The following is a 17,732-nucleotide window of genomic DNA, read 5'->3' as shown; positions in this document are numbered from 1 at the left end:
GAGTCGCGCGCTAGGAACCCGGTAAGGAACAAGATAAGAACGTGGCCACACCATGACTGGCAGGGGATTCCGCATGATCCGCATCGGCGTTGATCTGGGCGGCACCAAGACAGAAGCCATCGCGCTGGGCGCTGACGGCACCATTCTGGCCCGCATCCGCAAGCCGTCGCAGTCCACTTACCGCCTCGGCGTGGAACTGATTCGCGATCTCGTCGCCGAAGTCCGCCAGCTGGCGGGCGGCACGCCCGCAAGCGTTGGCATCGGCCATCCCGGCTCGGTCAATCCGCGCACCGGGCTGGTGCGCAATGCCAACTCCTCGCATCTAAATGGCCAGCCCCTGCAGCGTGATCTGTCAGACGCGCTGGGACAGGACGTGCGCTGCGCCAATGACGCCAACTGCTTTGCCCTGTCCGAAGCCACGGATGGCGCAGGCGCAGGCGTGCATTGCGTATTCGGCGTGATCGCGGGCACAGGGGTAGGCGGCGGCATCGTCATCGGCGGACGCCTCCACCATGGCGGCGGTCTTATTGCCGGTGAATGGGGGCACACCTCCCTGCCCCGCCCTTCAACGGACGAGATTCCCGGACCCCGATGCGGATGCGGCCGCCTTGGCTGCGTGGAGAGCTGGTGTTCCGGCCCGGCGCTGGCACGCGACCACCAGCGAGTGACAGGCGAAAGCCTTACAGCCGACCAGATTGCAACAAAGGCCGCCGAAGGCGACGTGAAAGCAGCTGCCACGCTCGCCCGTCACGCTGACCGGCTGGCGCGCTCGCTCTCCACCATCGTCAATATAATCGATCCGGATGTGATCGTACTGGGCGGCGGACTGTCGAACCTGCCCGGCCTCGCCGCCGATCTGGAAACCCGCCTCGCCCCGCATGTCTTCTCCGACGAGTTCCGCACACGCGTCGTGGTGAACCGGCACGGCGACTCCTCCGGTGTGCGCGGGGCTGCCTGGCTATGGCCAATGGAAGCGTAATGACCGGGTATTGCCGCACCTGTTTTGCACCATCAACGCTGCCGCGATGCGGGGCGTGCGGCTCGCGCAAGGTGTTCGTCCATGACGAGCTGGAAACCCTCTCGATCGCCCATATCGACTGCGATGCCTTCTATGCCTCCATTGAGAAGCGCGATGATCCGTCGCTGGCCAACCAGCCGGTCATTATTGGCGGCGGCAAGCGCGGCGTGGTGGCCACCGCCTGCTATGTGGCAAGGCTACACGGCGTGCGCTCGGCCATGCCCATGTTCAAGGCACTCAAAGCCTGCCCCGATGCGGTGGTGATCCGCCCGCGCATGAGCCTCTATGCAGCCGAAGGCAAGCGCATCCGCCAGATGATGGAGGACGTAACCCCGGCTGTGGAGCCGCTCTCCATTGACGAGGCGTTTCTGGACCTCACCGGCACGCAGCGCCTGCACGGAGCTTCGCCCGCTCTCACGCTGATGAAGCTGGCGGCGCGCATCAAGTCGGAGGTGGGCGTCACGGTGTCGGTGGGCCTCAGCTACAACAAGTTTCTCGCCAAGACGGCATCCGAGCTCGACAAGCCGGACGGATTTTCGGTGATAGGACGGGCTGAGGCGGCAGACTTCCTGCGCCCACGCCCGGTGCAGAGCGTGTTTGGCGTCGGCCCGGCCTTCGCGGCGACGCTGAACCGGGACGGGCTGAAGACGCTCGGAGACGTCATTGCGCGCGGCGAGGATGCGCTGGTGCGCCGTCACGGGCCGTCGGGCGCGCGGCTCTGGCGGCTGGCGCAAGGCATAGACGACCGCCCGGTGGCCCGCGATGGCGAACGCAAGAGCGTGTCAGCCGAAACCACCTTCTTTGATGATGTCGCAAGCCATGACGAGCTGGAAAAACGTCTCTGGCCGCTATGCGTGAAGGTGGCCGACCGGATGAAGGCGCAAGGCATTGCTGGCCGCGTCGTCATGCTGAAACTGAAGACGGACAGCTTCAAATCCCTGACGCGGCGGCGCACGCTCAACCAGCCCGCCCAGCTGGCCGACACGCTGTTTCGCACCGGCCGCGAGCTATTGCGCGCGGAGGCGCAAGGCCCACGCTACCGGCTTATCGGCATAGGTTTCAGCGATCTGGAACCGGCCACGGGCGATGCGCGCGACCTTCTGGATCCGGACGGGCCGAAGCGCGCCGCTGCCGAGCGCGCCATGGACAAGGCCCGAGCCAGATTTGGCCCCTCGGCGGTCATCAAGGGGCGCTCCCTGAAAGACCATTAGCGTTTGTTCACTTGGCCACCTCGCACTTCAATGCTTGGCTGGCCTCCGTAAGGCGGGAAAACCCCATGCTCCATCGATGTCCCTGGCCGGGCGAAGACCCGCTCTATGTCGATTATCACGACACCGAATGGGGTGTGCCCGAGCGTGATGACGAGGCGCTGTTTGCCAAGCTGATCCTTGACGGGTTTCAGGCCGGCCTCAGCTGGATCACCATTTTGCGCAAGCGCGAGGCGTTCCTGGAGGCGTTTGACGGCTTCAACCCGGAGACGCTGGCACGCTATGACGAGGCCGACATTGCCCGCCTGCTCGGTAATGCGGGCATCATCCGCTCGCGCGCCAAGATCGAGGCCTCAATCGGCAATGCGAAAGCCTATCTCGCCATGCGCGACCGCGGACAGGGCTTCAGCGACTATCTGTGGAACTTCGTGGACGGCGAGCCCGTGCAGAACCGTTTCTCTACGATGAAGGAAGTGCCTGCCGAAACACCGGTCAGCCAGGCGATGAGCAAAGCCCTGAAGAAAGAAGGCTTCAAATTCTGCGGCCCCGTCATCGTCTATGCCTTCATGCAGGCGACCGGACTGGTCAACGATCATCTGGTCAGCTGTCACCGCCATGAGGAAGTGAAAAACCTGTCGAGGTCATCATGAAATCTGCACTGAAACTCGCCGTTCTTGCCCTTGGTCTTCTCGCGCTCGGCGCCTGCGCCAACCGGCCGGAAGCGCACGCGCTGGACCGGGACTGCGAGATGGGCGGGCGCCACGGCCCCACTGGCGTGCTGGAATACCAGTGTACGGACGGAGACGGCGTCGTACGCGAGCGCCCGCAGCCCATTCACCGCGTCATCAGCGGCGGGCGCAGCGGCTGACCCGCTCCAAAGACCATCCCTTGTTGTGCGCAAGCCACATGCACGCGCGCGGATAATCGGGTATGGCCGGAGGCCACCGCCCTCACGATGGTCGACTTTGTACCATTGTGAAGGCTAGGATAACGAGATAGCGATCAGGAATCGTTCGGGGAAACCGATGAGTGAAGCCGTCATTCGCGCCACAGGCCTGTGGACGCCGCCCCATTCCATATCCAATGAAGAGCTGGTGGCCGCGTATAACGCCTACGCCGAGCGCTATAATGGCGAGCATGCCGACGAGATCGCGCGCGGCGAGCTGGAAGCGCTGACACCCTCCTCAGCGGAGTTCATCGAGAAGGCGTCGGGCATCAAGTCGCGCTATGTGGTGGAGAAGGACGGCGTCCTCGACATTACGCGCATGGTGCCCAACATCCCTGAGCGCTCGAACGATGAGCCTGCCATCCTTGCCGAGATCGGCGCCCACGCTGCCCGCGATGCGCTGGAGCGCGCCGGCAAGACGCCTGCTGACGTGGATGGCATCATTGTCGCCGCGTCCAACATGCAGCGCGCCTATCCGGCGGTCGCGATCGAGGTGCAACAGCTTCTGGGGATGGAGCACGGCTTCGGGTTCGACATGAATGTCGCCTGTTCCTCTGCCACGTTCGGCATGCAGGCAGCGGCCGACATGATCGCGGCGGGCAATGCCCGCGCCATACTGGTGGTCAGCCCGGAGATAACGTCCGGGCACCTCAACTGGCGCGACCGCGACAGCCATTTCATCTTTGGCGATGTGGCCACGGCGGTGTTGCTGGAGCGCGCGGAGCTGGGGACAGGCGGATGGCGGATTATCGGCTCGCGCCTGAAAACGCAGTTCTCCAACAATATCCGCAATAACTTCGGCTTCCTGAACCGCACCGAGCGCGCCACCGGCGACAACCGTCCGCTGCAAAACGGCTCACCGAAAGATGACAGGCTCTTCGTCCAGGAGGGCCGCAAGGTCTTCAAGGAAGTCGTGCCGATGGTATCGGACATGATCCGCGAGCACATGGACGATCTTGGGCTGGAGCCAGACCAGATGCGCCGTGTCTGGCTGCACCAGGCCAATATCAACATGAATCTGATGATCGCCAAGAAAGTGTTCGGGCGGGAGGCCGGCGGCGAGGATGCGCCGACCATTCTGGATGAATACGCCAACACATCCTCTGCCGGTTCGATCATCGCATTTCACAAGCACTCCGATGATCTGAAAAGCGGCGACAAGGGTGTGATCTGCTCCTTCGGCGCCGGATATTCTGCCGGCACCGTCTTTGTGGAGAAGCTTTAGATGAACCTGGCCGGCGAGACAGATCTCGCCGCGCGGATTCTGGCCAAGACCAACGAGTATCTCGATTTTCCGAGCGTCGTTGGCCACGAGACACCGTTTCTTGACCATCTCGCGCGCGATTTTGCGGGGCTTGGCTTTAACCCCGAGCGTCATGCGAATCTGTGCGTCATCGATACCGCAAGGCCCGGCCCGGTCTTCATCGCGCATATAGACAGGCACGGCGCCGTGATCGCGCCCGACGGAGCCCCCGTCTACGCCGCCCACGCGGTCAAGAACGAGAAGTATGGCGAGCAGGCGGTTGCGTCGGAGGTTCTCGCTGTGCGCGTTAACGAACGCTATGGCGGCGAGGAAGTCTTCGCCTATGACCGCAAGACCGGCGGACGCCTCGCCTACGGCGATGTCACCGGCGCGAGGCTGGATGGCGAGGGCCGGATCGTTCTGGATATTCCCGGGATGCCGGCCCTGCCGCCGGGAACCCCTATCAGCTTTGCCCGCGCGCTCGACCGCAGCTCGAACGGCCAGGTCTCCGGCCAGCTGGACAACCCGGTATCGGTGGCGGTACTGCGCGTTGCCGCAGAGCTGGGACTGGGCGGTCATATCGTCTTCACCGCCGAAGAGGAAATCGGGCGTTCCGCCGCGCATTTCCTGCATTGGGCAGACAAGGCGCTGCCCGCGCGCAAGGATGTCGTCGTTCTGGACACCAGCCCGTTCGAGGATTCGGCGGCCATGCTAGCAGGCGCCGTCATCCTGCGGCGGCGTGATGCCAGTGCCAGCTTCCACAAAGCGATGGTAGAGCGGGTCGAACGCGCAGCCGCAAGCGCAGGCGCGCCGATCATTTTCAAGGATGCGTTTATCGAGGCGGAGAATGCAGCGCGCACCCGGCGCGGGCAGCCACTCAAAGGCATCGGCCTGACCGAGCTGGGCAAGATCACCGCCCAGTCCAAGGGTGCGTTTACCGGCGCCAGCCTGCAGGTGCCGACAGTGAATTACCACTCCAACCAGGAAACCACCTCGCCGCGCGCGCTGGTGGCGATGCTGCGGACCGCACTGGCCCTGACATCCTGAAAAAAAGAACCCCGCCAGCGAACTGGCGGGGTTTTCAGTCAGGGAGGAACGGTAAACTGAGGTCGTCAGGCGCTTTCGCCATGCAGCGCGATATCGACCCCGGTAACTTCGTATTCTTCCTCGATGCGCAGCTTCACCACGCGCCCGATCAGGAAGAGAATGACAAACGTGCCGATGGCACACCAGGCAGCGGCGGCCAACGCGCCCCAGGTTTGGGTCCACACCAGCAGCCAGTTGCCTTCAATGCCGCCGGCGGTCCCGCCTATCGCCTCGACGGCGAATACCCCGGTGAGCACCGCGCCGGCGAACCCGGCAATCCCGTGCAGGCCGAATGCGTCCAGGCTGTCATCGTATTTCAGTGTGCTTTTCAGGGCCGTGACGGCGAAATAGGCCGCCACAGCGCCAACAGCCCCCAGAGCAAAGGCCGCCTGCGGGCCAACAAAACCCGCTGCGGGCGTGATCGCGACAAGACCCGCCACAGCGCCGGAGGCTGCGCCCAGCACGGTCGGCTTGCCGCGCAGGATCCATTCCAGAGCGCACCAGACCAGCGCCGCCATGGCCGCCGCAATCTGCGTCACGAGCGCGGCATGGGCAGCGATCTCGTCAGCTGCCAGCGCCGAGCCGCCATTAAAGCCGAACCAGCCAACCCAGAGCAGGCCCGCACCTATGACCGTGAGCACGAGATTGTGCGGCGGATGGCCTTCCTTCGGCCAGCCCCGGCGCGGCCCCAGAACCAGCGCCAGAACGAGCCCGGCAACGCCCGAATTGATGTGCACGACCGCGCCGCCCGCAAAATCGATGACGCCCGCCTCATCCAGGAAGCCACCACCCCAGACCCAGTGGGCAATCGGCGCATAGACCACCAGCAGCCAGACCGGCACGAAGATCACCCACGCCTTGAAGCTCATCCGCTCGGCCGCCGCGCCGGAGATGATCGCGACCGTGATGATGGCGAAGGTGAGCTGGAACAGGATAAAGACCGGCTCTGGCAGTCCGTCCGCGTCGCTGCCCGGCTCCAGCCCGGCGAGGAAGAGCCGGTCCAGCCCGCCAATGAATGCCCCCTCACCCGTCAGCGCGAGCGAGTAGCCAACCAGCGTCCACGTGACCGTGACCAGAACAGCCGCCGCCAGCGAATGCATCAGGGTGGACAGAACGCTGGTCCGGCGCACCATGCCGCCATAGAAGAGCGCAAGGCCCGGAACGGTCATCATCAGCACCAGCGCTGAAGCAGTCAGAATCCAGGCGGTATCGCCTGCAGAGAAGGCAGCGTCTTCCATTTGCGGATTACCCCTTGGCAGAAAACCTGCGCAAAGCGTGCGTCCGCCTGTCGAAGCTTGTCAGCGTCCCGGCTTGTATTGCGGCGCAGCAGGAGCGGACGTGCCGGAGTTTGGGGCTCGTCTGCACGCAATTGGTGCAGCGCGCACCCGTCCGGATTTTCCCTGCCGCTAACGCCGCGCTAGCGGGCTTCCGGGCGCTTCGCGGCGCTCAGGAAGGCTATAATTCTGGCAGCATCCTTCACACCCGGCGCGCTTTCCACGCCCGACACGGCATCGACGGCAGGCGCCCCCGAAACGGTGATGGCGTCGGCGACATTTTCAGGCGTCAGCCCGCCCGCCAGTATGAAGGGCAAGGCGTCAAAGGCTTTGACGAGGCTATAGTCATAGCCCTCGCCCCAGCCGCCCGGGCGGTCCGCGCCTGCCGGCGGTTTGGCGTCAAAGAGGATCGCGTCGGCAAAGCCCGCATAGCGGCTGGCGCGCGCCACATCGGCTGCCCCGCTGGCCGGCACGGCCTTCCAGACGCCATGCCTAGCGTAATTTCTCACATCCAGACAGCGCTCAGGGCTCTCACCCCCGTGCAGCTGGATGATGTCGGGGCGCAGCACCTTCAACACCTCGCCCAGCAGCGCATCATCAGGATCAACCAGTACGGCAACCGATCTGGCAGAGCCTTTCAGCGCGGCCAGGTCTGCGGCCCTCTCCAAGGTGACGGCGCGCGGGCTCTTCGGAAAAATGATGAAGCCGAGATAATCGGCGCCCGCGGCCACAGCGGCGCGCACCGAGGCCTCGTCACTCATCCCGCAGATTTTTACGCGCGTGCTCATGGGGACGGTCCTAGCCCGCCCCCGGCGGCGAGAAAACCAGCTATTTCTTCAGAAGATCCCGAATCTCTTCCAGCAGCTCTTCATTGCGCGGCTTGGCGGGCGGAGCGGCTGGCACCTCGTCCTTCTTCTTGTCTTCCATACGGTTCATCGCCTTGATGAGCAGGAAGAGCGCGAAGGCAACGATCACGAAGCTGATCACCGCATTGATGAAGATGCCATAATTGATGGTCGCAGCCCCGGCCTCGCGCGCGGCGGCAAGGCTCACGTATTCCTCGCCATTGAGCGCGATGAAGAGATTGGTGAAATCCACCCCGCCCATCAGGAGGCCGATGGGCGGCATCAGAATGTCGTTCACCAGCGAGGAGACGATCGTGGAGAACGCGCCGCCGAGAATGAAGCCGACCGCAAGGTCGACCACATTGCCGCGCATGGCGAATTTCTTGAATTCATTGAGCATGATAAAGCCCTCCTGACGAAGCTGCAGGAAAGCCTATGACGGTTTGCCGCGCGCGCCTAGCCGCAACGCGGTCTCGAAACGCGTCTTACGCCTTGCCGTCCACGCGCTCGCGCAATTCCTTGCCCGTCTTGAAGAAGGGCACATGCTTTTCTTTCACCGACACAGAATCGCCGGTACGCGGATTGCGGCCCTGACGCGGCGGACGATTGCGCACCGAAAAGGCACCAAACCCGCGCAGCTCCACGCGCTCCCCGCGCTCCAGCGCCTGGGTGATTTCCTCGAATATCGAATTGACGATCCGCTCCACGTCACGCTGGAAAAGGTGCGGATTGGCGGCGGCCAGTTTTTCGATCAGCTCAGACTTGATCATGGTTTCGCGTCCCCGGGATGACGAAGGCTCGAACCTTGGGACGGGTACCGGCCAAGGTCAATCACTTCAAGGCAAAAAGAGTGATACCGGCAAAAGAAAATGGCCGGACCCGTGACAGGTCCGGCCATTTGCCGTTACGTCAGCAAGGCGGACTATTCGTCCTTCTTGGTGTCCTGCTGCTTCAGCGCGGCGCCGAGAATGTCGCCGAGCGATGCGCCGGATTCAGACGAGCCGTACTGCTCGACCGCTTCCTTCTCCTCGGCCATTTCCAGGGCCTTGATGGAGACGGATACGCGCCGTGCGCCCTTGTCGACATTGGTGATGCGCGCATCAACCTTGTCACCGACCGAATAACGCTCGGGGCGCTGCTCGGCGCGGTCACGCGACAGGTCCGACTTGCGGATGAAGGACTTCATCTGCCCGCCTTCGCCGAAGGAAACCTCGATACCGCCGGTGGTGATTTCCGTCACGGTGCAGGTCACGGTCTCGCCGCGCTTGAACCCGCCGGAATCTTCCATCGGATCGCCAGCCAGCTGCTTGATGCCGAGCGAGACGCGCTCTTTTTCGACATCCACGTCCAGCACCTTGGCTTCGACCATGTCGCCCTTGTTGAAGTCGGCAAGCGCCTCTTCGCCAGAACGATCCCAGTCGATGTCGGACAGGTGGACCATGCCATCAATGTCTTCGCCGACGCCGATGAACAGGCCGAACTCGGTGATGTTCTTCACTTCGCCCTTCACGACCGTCCCGGCCGGGTGGGTTTCAGCGAAGATTTCCCACGGATTGCGCTGGGTCTGCTTGATGCCGAGCGAGATGCGGCGCTTCTCCTCGTCCACGTCCAGCACCATGACAGTGACTTCCTGGGAGGTGGAGACGATCTTGCCGGGGTGGATGTTTTTCTTGGTCCAGCTCATTTCAGAGACGTGGACCAGACCTTCAACGCCCGATTCCAGCTCAACGAACGCACCGTACTCGGCGATGTTCGTCACGCGGCCTTCAAAGGTCGCGCCCACCGGGTACTTGGCGGCCACAGCATCCCACGGATCGGAGAGCAGCTGCTTCATGCCGAGCGAGATGCGCTGGGTGTCCTTGTTGATCTTGATGATCTGGACTTTCACGGTCTGACCGACTTCCACGACTTCGCTCGGATGGCCAACGCGGCTCCAGCTCATGTCGGTGACGTGCAGCAGGCCGTCAATACCGCCCAGATCCACGAACGCACCGTAATCGGTGATGTTCTTGACGACGCCTTCGCGGGTCTCGCCCTCGGCCAGATTGCCGACGAGCTCGGCGCGCTGTTCAGCGCGCGACTCTTCCAGCACAGCGCGGCGCGAAACCACGATATTGCCGCGCGGACGGTCCATTTTCAGAACCGCGAACGGCTGTTCCTTGTTCATCAGCGGGCCGACATCGCGCACGGGGCGGATATCAACCTGAGAGCCGGGCAGGAAGGCCGAAGCGCCGCCCAGATCAACCGTGAAGCCGCCCTTGACGCGGCCGACAATGGCGCCGTTGACCGGCTCCTTGGCCTCGAACATTTTCTCAAGACGGTCCCAGGCTTCCTCGCGGCGGGCCTTGTCACGTGACAGCACCGCTTCGCCGAGCGCGTTCTCGATGCGCTCCAGATAGACTTCAACCTCGTCACCGGCTTTCGGCGTGGTCGATCCCGGGCCTGCGAACTCGCGCAGCGAGATGCGGCCTTCGGTTTTCAGACCCACATCGATCACGATCATGTCGTGTTCGACGGCGGTCACGGTGCCACGCACCACAGAGCCTTCTACAAGGTCACGGCCCGCAAAGCTCGCTTCGAGCATTGAGGCAAAATCGTCGCGGCTAGCCGCAGAGGAAGATGTAGCATTCATGCGAAAAGACAGTCTCCAGCTTATGCGTTTGTATTCCGGCCGGCCGGTTGTCTCCGGCGGTCTTGCTGCTTTGGAGCAAACGCCCCTCGCAGCCGGAATGGTTAAAGTCTGGACACGTCTCTGCCACCGGAACCCGGCACTCCGGGCCCGTCTATCATTGAAGAAAGGGGTTGGAGGAGCCGGAGGGCCGATGACAAAATCGTGCCCGGTTAAGCGCCCCGCCTGCTTTCAAGGCAATCACGAAGCGCGCGCGTCCTTACTCCATCAGGGCTTTAAGCGCAAGCGGGAGAGGGTGTCATCGCCCCTCCCGCGCGCACAGGTGTGGCTCATAACGAGCCTCACCGCACAGCGGGCTAGCCCTTCAGCGATTTTGGGACCTCCGCCCTTTGCCAAAAGGCCAGCATGTTCCCATCCGGGTCCAGAAAGTCGGCAGACCAGCCGCCCGGTGCCTCGCTGACCGGCGTGACGATGGTGACGCCCTGCTCTGCCAGCGCGGTAATCAGGTCATCAATACCGCCCGCTTTCAGATCAAACACGACAATCGGCGTATTGCCGGGGCGCACATCGTCGGACTGGAAGAAGATAAGCTGGGTGCCGGGTATCAGATCGGCAATCAGCCAGAACGGCTCCGCCCCTTCCTGACGGGAGACATCAAGGCCCAGCGTGTCACGATAGAAGCGCTCTGTACGCCCGATATCGGCCACGTTGAACACCACGGCAATTTCATGGGGCCTCGGTATCATGGTTCAATCCTTCACAATTGCGCCTGCGGACATCGCAGGCGGACGCACCCCTGTTGCCGCCGCTTCGACTTTTGTGAGCGCCTGTGTGCGGAAAATCAGCAGATTGCCATCCGGGTCATAGGTGCCGAACGTGGCATTCCGCCGCGCGAGCGTCGCAGGCATGCCCCTGCGCAGCAGGCCATGGGCAAGGTCAGTACGCAGGGCCGTAAACCCCTCCATCTCCACGCCGCCCGCCTGGGCAGCGCGCTTCAGGGCCCGAAGGCGCTGGCGCAGAGCCGTATCGGAAAGCCCCAGCGCACTGCGGATTTCGCTACGCGTATGCCCCGTCAGGGCGAGCGCCGCGACAGGGCGCAGGGAAGGGGGCAGGCTGCGCACCCACCCAAATACCGGGCTATTGGTCTGTGCGTCTGCGGTATCATCGCTGTCCAGCGGCACATGCCCAGCCTCCCGCTCCTTCCGGCGCGCTGCGCTGCGCGCCTCCATGCGCGCCTGATTGCGGATCACACCGCGCAGCCAGCGCCGGTTGTGCGCATCATCCAGATCAGCCCGGCCCGCTTCCAAGGCAACCAGCAAGGCGTTCTGAACAAGGTCTTCGGCCTCATGGGCAAGGCGCGCCCGCTGGCACGCAAACGCCAGCAGGTCAGCGTAGGCAGATTGCATCACCGCTTAGTGCGCAACCAGCAAGGACGGCCCGTCCTTGGCGCCCAGCAGGGTGCGGGTGACACCACCGAAAATGAACTGGGCAAGCCGGGACTGGCCATAGGCACCCGCCACCAGCAGGTCCGCGCCCGAAGCTGCCTCCAGCAGCGCCTCGCCGAGACTGCCCTTTGCTTCCACGGCTTGCGATTTCGCCTTGATACCGCGCGGGGCAAGCCAGTTGGCCAGCCGGTTGGGCGCGGCGGCAGCCCGGTCTGCATAGTCGAGGTTTTTCGGACTGTGCAGGATCGTCACCTCCACGCCCTTGGTGAAGAAAGGCTCGGCGGCGAACGCCGCGCGTGAGGCTTCGCGCGAGCCATCCCACGCCACACAGATCTTCTTCGGCGGTATCGCCCCGCCACGCGGCACGAAGAGCGGGCACGCCTCATCGACAAGGCAGGACGCGGTAAAGCCGGAGAGCGGCCCCTTACCGGCGGCAGCGTCCGGGCAGGCGACCAGCATGCGCACCAGCCTTGCCTGCTGGGCGGCCTCTGACGGGCTGTCCGTCACCCGGCGGAAGGAAGCATTCACGCCCCGGTCTTCCATAGTCTCCAGATGGCGCTTCATGCGCGCTTCGGCCTCTATGGCAGCCTTGGCCGCCTCTTCGCGGACCGTCTCGATAGCGCTGGTGACGACCGAGGCGCCGGCTGCGCCCGGCCCGGTCCACAGCATGTAGCTCGCGGGGTCCGGCTCCACGAAAACAGCGCGTATGTCCGCCTTGACCAGCGGTGCCAGCGCCATGGCAGCGGCGAGCGGCGTGTCGTCGGCTTCATCGCCCTGCAGGGCTACCAGAATGCGTTCGGGGTTCATCACCAGCCTCCATGTGCGTGTCCTTGTGCTTGAACTTACGCCAATTCCTTCTAGACCGGGAGGGGAGAAGCTGGCCCGCGACACGATTACCCACATGGCTCAACGCAAGACATCGACGCCCCCGCCCAGAGCCTGGCAGCGCATGCTGTCCGGGCGGCGTCTGGATTTGCTGGACCCCTCCCCGTTCGACATCGAAATTGAGGATATTGCCCAAGGTCTGGCCCGCGTGGCGCGCTGGAACGGGCAGACGTTGGGCGAACACGCCTTTTCCGTCGCCGAGCATAGCCTGATCGTGGAGCGCCTGTGCGGCCAGATGGAACCCTCATGGCCGGCGAAATGGCGCATGGCCGCCCTGCTACACGATGCGCCAGAATACGTGATCGGCGACATGATTTCGCCTTTCAAGAGCGCGCTCGGCTTTGACTACAAGGATTTCGAGGCGCGGCTGGAGCGCGCCATCCACACCCGTTTCGGCCTGCCCGCCCATCTGCCCAAATACGTGAAGACCACGATCAAGAAGGCCGACCGTCTGTGCGCCTTCTTCGAGGCGGTCCAGCTTGCCGGTTTCAGCGTGGAAGACGCGCGCGAGTTCTTCGGCAAGCCGCCTCTGGGTTTGCGCGTGGAGGTTCCCGTACGCTCTACCGCCGAGGTGCAGGGTGATTACGTGATGCGTTTTGAGGCGCTACTGATTGCCATGGACGAGGAAGACCGCAAGACAGGCCACAAGGCGGGCCAGTCATGAGTCCTTCGCGCCCGCCTCTTCCGGTATCGAAGGGTCTGGTCGTCGGCCTGAACGCGGTGATTTTCGCCAGTGAAGAGGGCGAGCCGCGCGTGCTGGTCACGCAAGGGCTGGCGACGCCCGAAGCCGCCCTGCCCTTCGGTCCGTTTGATCCGGAAGCTCACCGCACCTTCGAGATCGGCCTGCGCGAATGGGTGCGCGGCCAGACCGGGTTCGAGCTGGGCTATGTGGAGCAGCTCTACACGTTTGGCGACCGCGGGCGTGAGGCCCCGCTGGCGGCGCTCACCGGCGCAGCCGGTGGACGCGTTATCTCGCTGGGCTATCTCGGTCTCGCCCGTGAAGCGCGTGAGCTGTCAGGCCTGGGCGCGCGCTGGGCAAGCTGGAACGAGTTCTTTCCCTGGGAAGATCATCGCCATGGCCGCCCGCCCCTCATCGATGAGTTACTGGCGCCTGCCTTGCGCAGCTGGGCCGATGAGGCGGGCGCACCGGGAGGCCGCGCAGCGCGGCTGGAGCGGGTCCGTACCAATTTCGCGCTGGATGGGCTTGTCTGGAATGAGGAACGCGCGCTGGACCGCTATGAACTGCTCTATGAAGCGGGTCTGGTGGCCGAGGCGGCCCGCGATCAGGGCGAACCTTCCCGCGCACGCACCGGAACCGGACAGATCATGGCCTCCGACCATCGGCGCATTCTGGCTACCGCCATTTCACGCCTGCGCGGCAAGGTGAAGTACCGCCCCGTAGTGTTTGAATTAATGGGTGAAACCTTCACCCTGTCCGAGCTGCAGCGCATGGTTGAGGGCATTGCCGGTTTTGCCCTGCACAAGCAGAATTTCCGCCGCGCGCTGGACCGGGCAGGCTTCGTCGAAGGCACGGGCCGGTTCGAGGCACGCACGGGCGGCCGCCCGGCAGAGCTCTACCGCTTCTGCAAGGAGGCGGTGAACGCGGGTCCGGCGCTCGGGCTGGCGATTCCGAGACTGAAATGACACCCGCTTGACATTGCGAACGAACGTTCGCACATAGGCGCCATGCCACACGAAAAATCCACCCGGACCCGTATCATTGAAACCGCGCTGGACGAGATGTCCAAGGGTGGTCTTGCCACCTTGTCCATCGGCCATCTGGCCAAGGCGTGCGAAATGTCGAAAAGCGGGCTGTTTGCCCATTTCGGCGGCCAGGAAGCCTTGCAGGTTTGCGTAATCGAAGCTGCTATCGAGCAATTCCGCCAGCAGGTGGTAGAGCCTGCACGCCAGCAAAGTGGCACACTGGCCCGGATCGAGGCGCTGGGCACGAACTGGACGGGCTGGCTCTTACGCGATCCGTCACGCCCCTGCCCGATCCTGCAAGCCGCCTTCGAGGCACCTGCCCTGACGCCAAAGGCGGCAGAACTCGCCCGGCAGGCACGGCGCGGCTGGACAGACTGGGTGGAGCGTCTTGCCAAGCTGGCCATCCACGAAGGCGGATTTGCCGCCACCACCGACGCCAAGCGCTTCGCCTTCCAGTTTGAGGCGATTGGCGTGGGCTGCCAGTCCTGGTCGGTCGTTCAGGGGCGCGACGAGGCCGGGCGGCTGGCCCGCGCCAGCTTCACCGCCCTTATCGACAGCGCACGCGCCTGAGAGACCGATGAAAACTGCAATTCTGATGGCCAATATCATGGCCACTATCGCACCCGCGCGCTTCCGCGCCATTGCCGCAAAACGCTTTGAGCGCCCCCGCGTGCGGAAGCAGAGCGATACCGGCAGGGATTTTCTCGAGACGCTCGACGCGAGCTGGATCGAGGGGCCGCTGGGCCGCCAGCGCATCTATTCTGGCGGCAATGGCCCGTCCGTCTTCTTCCTGCATGGCTGGGAGGCAGATGCGGCGGATCTCTCCAGTCATGCACAAAACCTGATGGAGCGCGGCTACCGGGTTGTCCTGATCGACGGGCCTGCCCACGGGGCATCACAAGGACACGCAGCCACCCTGCCGCAATTTGGCGAAGGCCTGAGCGCCGCAGCGGCAACTCTCGGCCAGCCCTTCGCGGTTGTGGCCCACTCCATGGGAGCAGCATCGAGCGTCTTTGCGATGAGCGAAGGCTTCGTCAAACCGGCTGCTTTCATCGCCCTGGCTGCGCCATGTTCAATGGACGACAATGTCAGCTTCCAGGCTGGCTCGATGGGTGTGTCGGAGCGGGCAATAGCGCTGATCAAGGACGGTATGGAATCCGTCCTGAAGACGCCGATAACCCGCTTCGATATCGCCCGTGACGCTCCCGCCATGACCGCCAGGGCGCTGTTTATCTACGGCGACAACGATGTGATCGTGCCGCTCGGCGCGGGCGAGAAGGCGTCGAGAGACTGGCCCGGCGCCAAGCTCGTCATCAAGCCGGGGCTCGGCCATCGCGGCGTATTGCGCGATCCCGGCGTGCTGGCCGAAGTGGCGGATTTTCTGGACGGGGTAAGGGGCTAGCCCCCTACGCCCCTATCTTCCCGCCATCCAGGCGCCGGATCGCCACCGTTGCCGAGCGCGGCAGGGTGTTGCCGCCATCCGGCCAGTGACTGTCGAAATTGCCCGCTGCGAAATCGGCCTCCGGCGTGTTCGCGCCGGGATGCTGCACATTGATGAACATGGTGCGCTGATCAGGCGTCGTGACCACCCCGGTGATCTCGCAGCCGACAGGGCCGGTCAGGAAGCGGCGTATCTCTCCCGTGTCCGGATTGGCCGCCAGCATCTTGTTATTGCCGAAGGGCGTGTAAACGCCTGCATTCAAGGCGCTGTCAGAGATATCGCACTGGATCCACAAGCGACGGTCGGCATCGAACCACAGCCCGTCCGGCGCCGCGAAAATGGCATCCTGATCCAGCGGCTCGCCATTGGCATCGCGGCTGTCACCTTCCGGACCGGCGAGGACGAAAATGTCCCAGTTGAAGCGGGCGGAGGTCTGGTCGCCATCGGCCTCGTTCCAGCGGATGATCGAGCCGAACGCGTTGCCGGCGCGCGGATTGGCGGCATCCACCTGATCTTCGGTGCGGCGGGAATTGTTGGTCAGCGTGAAATAGACCGCACGGGTCTGCGGATCGACGGCGCCCCATTCAGGGCGGTCCATCGGCGTTGCGCCCACGATGTCAGCCGCCGTACGGGTGTTGATCAGGACATCGCCTTGGTCGGCAAACCCATTGCTTTCGTCCAGTCCGTTCTGGCCGTAAACGAGCGGCAGCCAGTCGCCGCTTCCATCATCATTGAAGCGGGCCACATAGAGCGTGCCGCTGTCGAGAATATCGCCGCGCGAGACGCCGGGCTCATACACCCCGTCCGAGACGAATTTGTAGATGTATTCAAAGCGCGCATCGTCGCCCGAATAGCAGACCACGGGCTGACCGGCCTCGGCCGGTGCGAACACCACGCCCTCATGGGCGAAGCGTCCGAGCGTGGTGCGCTTGACGGGCGTGGAGTCCGGGTCGAACGGATCAATCTCGGCCATCCAGCCGAACATGTTCGGTTCGTTGCGGTAATCGCCGGCTGGCGCATCGGCCTTGGTGGAGGCGTCAAAGCGCACAAACCCGTCCCCGCCATCGTCAGCGAGGTGCCAGTTATGCCGGCTGACATCGGGGCGTACGCCGTAGCGGGCATGTTCACGCGGATGCTCCGCGTCCGTATTGACGAAATAGCCCGACCAGTTCTCTTCCGCCGCGAAATACGTATTCCACGGCGTGACGCCGTGCGCACAATTGGACAGCGTACCGCGCGTGTGGGTGCCTTCCGGGCTGTAGAGCGTCGCCATTTTGGCGTGACCGCGCGCCGGGCCAGCAATTTCCATCCGGGTCAGGCCGGTGATGCGGCGATTGCGCGGGTCGCGCACGATCTGCCAGTCACCATTGCCGTCCGCACGCATGCGCACGACGGAAACGCCATGGGCGTTCAACTCTTTAAGGACGTGGTCAGCGGGACGCGGACCTGCATGATCGGGCGTGCCCCAGGAGTTAATCTCGCTGCCTTGCGTCACGCCATAGTGCAGGAATCGCGTCTCGATATATTCGTGGTTCATCACCAGCAGCCCGTCTGTGGAACTACCATCGATGGGGAAGAAGTGCATGCCGTCATGGTGCATGCCGGCCTGGTGAGCCTGATCGTCGCCGGAATTGTCCGGGGCAAAGGCCGGGAAATCACCACTGATGGCATCGCCCCAGCGATAGACGACTTTTGCTTCGTAGCCGTCTGGCACAACAATCGTATCGGCCGCCGTCACCGGCACCGCATTGAAGCCCAGAGAAGGCCCGGTCATCGCCTGAGCCTCCGGCGGGCGTGCGCAGGCGGCCACCGGACCGGCCACAAAACCGCTGACCGCCAGCCCCAGCCCGCCGCGCAGGAAGCTGCGCCGGTCGAGGCGCGCACTCACCACATCAGCGAACGGACGATTACCCGAACGGTTGGTTTCCGGCTCGAAATCGGGATCGAGTCGTGTGGCGAGATCGGTCATGGCACGCTCCGGGGAGTTTCTTCTTGATTGCGATATGGG

19 protein-coding genes are annotated in these 17,732 nt (G+C 63.9%); 10 read left to right on the top strand and 9 right to left on the bottom strand.

Features of this window, described 5'->3' with window-relative positions; translation table 11 throughout:
• Positions 1 to 73: 73 nt before the first annotated feature.
• The 6 genes from ACTIGC_RS11455 to ACTIGC_RS11430 all read left to right on the top strand — a co-directional run bounded on the left by ACTIGC_RS11455 (position 74) and on the right by ACTIGC_RS11430 (position 5,462).
• Positions 74 to 979 carry an ROK family protein gene (locus tag ACTIGC_RS11455; protein ID WP_439634533.1) on the top strand — a complete coding sequence of 302 codons (906 nt, stop codon included), beginning with the start codon at positions 74 to 76 and terminating at the stop codon, positions 977 to 979.
• Entirely contained in the window at positions 979 to 2,229 is a 1,251-nt protein-coding gene (locus ACTIGC_RS11450; RefSeq protein ID WP_439634532.1) for a DNA polymerase IV, read from the top strand. The genes ACTIGC_RS11455 and ACTIGC_RS11450 overlap by 1 nt, the downstream gene beginning before the upstream one ends.
• 65 nt (positions 2,230 to 2,294) lie before the next feature.
• Entirely contained in the window at positions 2,295 to 2,876 is a 582-nt protein-coding gene (locus tag ACTIGC_RS11445) for a DNA-3-methyladenine glycosylase I (protein ID WP_439634531.1), read from the top strand.
• A complete protein-coding gene (locus ACTIGC_RS11440; RefSeq protein ID WP_439634530.1) occupies positions 2,873 to 3,094 on the top strand; it encodes a hypothetical protein in 222 nt (73 codons plus the stop codon). The genes ACTIGC_RS11445 and ACTIGC_RS11440 overlap by 4 nt, the downstream gene beginning before the upstream one ends.
• A 157-nt stretch (positions 3,095 to 3,251) precedes the next feature.
• Positions 3,252 to 4,397: a beta-ketoacyl-ACP synthase III gene (locus tag ACTIGC_RS11435; protein ID WP_439634529.1), complete on the top strand. Its 1,146-nt coding sequence runs from the start codon at positions 3,252 to 3,254 to the stop codon at positions 4,395 to 4,397.
• Complete coding sequence (locus tag ACTIGC_RS11430) at positions 4,398 to 5,462, top strand: hypothetical protein (protein WP_439634528.1); 1,065 nt, start codon at positions 4,398 to 4,400, stop codon at positions 5,460 to 5,462. It abuts the gene before it with no gap.
• A gap of 65 nt (positions 5,463 to 5,527) precedes the next feature.
• On the opposite strand, the gene ACTIGC_RS11425 is transcribed toward ACTIGC_RS11430, so the two are convergent.
• The 8 genes from ACTIGC_RS11425 to ACTIGC_RS11390 all read right to left on the bottom strand — a co-directional run bounded on the left by ACTIGC_RS11425 (position 5,528) and on the right by ACTIGC_RS11390 (position 12,501).
• Entirely contained in the window at positions 5,528 to 6,739 is a 1,212-nt protein-coding gene (locus ACTIGC_RS11425) for an ammonium transporter (protein WP_439634527.1), read from the bottom strand.
• 179 nt (positions 6,740 to 6,918) lie between these two features.
• Positions 6,919 to 7,563 (bottom strand): phosphoribosylanthranilate isomerase, encoded by a 645-nt coding sequence (locus ACTIGC_RS11420; RefSeq protein WP_439634526.1) that lies wholly within the window; start codon positions 7,561 to 7,563, stop codon positions 6,919 to 6,921.
• A gap of 40 nt (positions 7,564 to 7,603) precedes the next feature.
• The gene (gene mscL, locus ACTIGC_RS11415; protein ID WP_439634525.1) at positions 7,604 to 8,020 is read right to left on the bottom strand and encodes a large conductance mechanosensitive channel protein MscL; all 417 of its coding nucleotides are present in this window, start codon (positions 8,018 to 8,020) and stop codon (positions 7,604 to 7,606) included.
• Between the two features lie 85 nt (positions 8,021 to 8,105).
• Positions 8,106 to 8,390: an integration host factor subunit beta gene (locus tag ACTIGC_RS11410; RefSeq protein WP_439634524.1), complete on the bottom strand. Its 285-nt coding sequence runs from the start codon at positions 8,388 to 8,390 to the stop codon at positions 8,106 to 8,108.
• 152 nt (positions 8,391 to 8,542) lie between these two features.
• Positions 8,543 to 10,252: a 30S ribosomal protein S1 gene (rpsA, locus tag ACTIGC_RS11405; RefSeq protein ID WP_439634523.1), complete on the bottom strand. Its 1,710-nt coding sequence runs from the start codon at positions 10,250 to 10,252 to the stop codon at positions 8,543 to 8,545.
• Positions 10,253 to 10,605: 353 nt separating this feature from the next.
• Positions 10,606 to 10,995, bottom strand: a complete 390-nt coding sequence (locus tag ACTIGC_RS11400; RefSeq protein WP_439634522.1) for a VOC family protein — start codon at positions 10,993 to 10,995, stop codon at positions 10,606 to 10,608.
• A 3-nt stretch (positions 10,996 to 10,998) separates the two neighbouring features.
• Positions 10,999 to 11,655 carry an RNA polymerase sigma factor gene (locus tag ACTIGC_RS11395; RefSeq protein ID WP_439634521.1) on the bottom strand — a complete coding sequence of 219 codons (657 nt, stop codon included), beginning with the start codon at positions 11,653 to 11,655 and terminating at the stop codon, positions 10,999 to 11,001.
• Between the two features lie 6 nt (positions 11,656 to 11,661).
• Positions 11,662 to 12,501, bottom strand: a complete 840-nt coding sequence (locus ACTIGC_RS11390; protein WP_439634520.1) for a universal stress protein — start codon at positions 12,499 to 12,501, stop codon at positions 11,662 to 11,664.
• Positions 12,502 to 12,595: 94 nt separating this feature from the next.
• Here ACTIGC_RS11390 and ACTIGC_RS11385 point away from each other — a divergent pair, with 94 nt between their 5' ends.
• From ACTIGC_RS11385 to ACTIGC_RS11370, 4 genes are read left to right on the top strand one after another with little or no spacing between them, the layout of a single operon-like run.
• The gene (locus ACTIGC_RS11385) at positions 12,596 to 13,243 is read left to right on the top strand and encodes an HD domain-containing protein (protein ID WP_439634519.1); all 648 of its coding nucleotides are present in this window, start codon (positions 12,596 to 12,598) and stop codon (positions 13,241 to 13,243) included.
• Positions 13,240 to 14,223: an NUDIX hydrolase gene (locus tag ACTIGC_RS11380; protein ID WP_439634518.1), complete on the top strand. Its 984-nt coding sequence runs from the start codon at positions 13,240 to 13,242 to the stop codon at positions 14,221 to 14,223. Before ACTIGC_RS11385 ends, ACTIGC_RS11380 begins: the two co-directional genes overlap by 4 nt.
• 42 nt (positions 14,224 to 14,265) lie before the next feature.
• A complete protein-coding gene (locus ACTIGC_RS11375; RefSeq protein WP_439634517.1) occupies positions 14,266 to 14,853 on the top strand; it encodes a TetR/AcrR family transcriptional regulator in 588 nt (195 codons plus the stop codon).
• A 7-nt stretch (positions 14,854 to 14,860) separates the two neighbouring features.
• Complete coding sequence (locus ACTIGC_RS11370; protein WP_439634516.1) at positions 14,861 to 15,685, top strand: alpha/beta fold hydrolase; 825 nt, start codon at positions 14,861 to 14,863, stop codon at positions 15,683 to 15,685.
• Positions 15,686 to 15,689: 4 nt separating this feature from the next.
• On the opposite strand, the gene ACTIGC_RS11365 is transcribed toward ACTIGC_RS11370, so the two are convergent.
• Entirely contained in the window at positions 15,690 to 17,693 is a 2,004-nt protein-coding gene (locus tag ACTIGC_RS11365; RefSeq protein WP_439634515.1) for a PhoX family protein, read from the bottom strand.
• Positions 17,694 to 17,732 lie beyond the last annotated feature (39 nt).

Source organism: Glycocaulis sp. (assembly GCF_051859565.1).
In the GTDB taxonomy this organism is placed as follows: Bacteria; Pseudomonadota; Alphaproteobacteria; order Caulobacterales; family Maricaulaceae; genus Glycocaulis.
The sequence above is the reverse complement of the archived record's forward strand: the minus strand, read 5'-3'. Positions and strand labels throughout refer to the sequence as shown.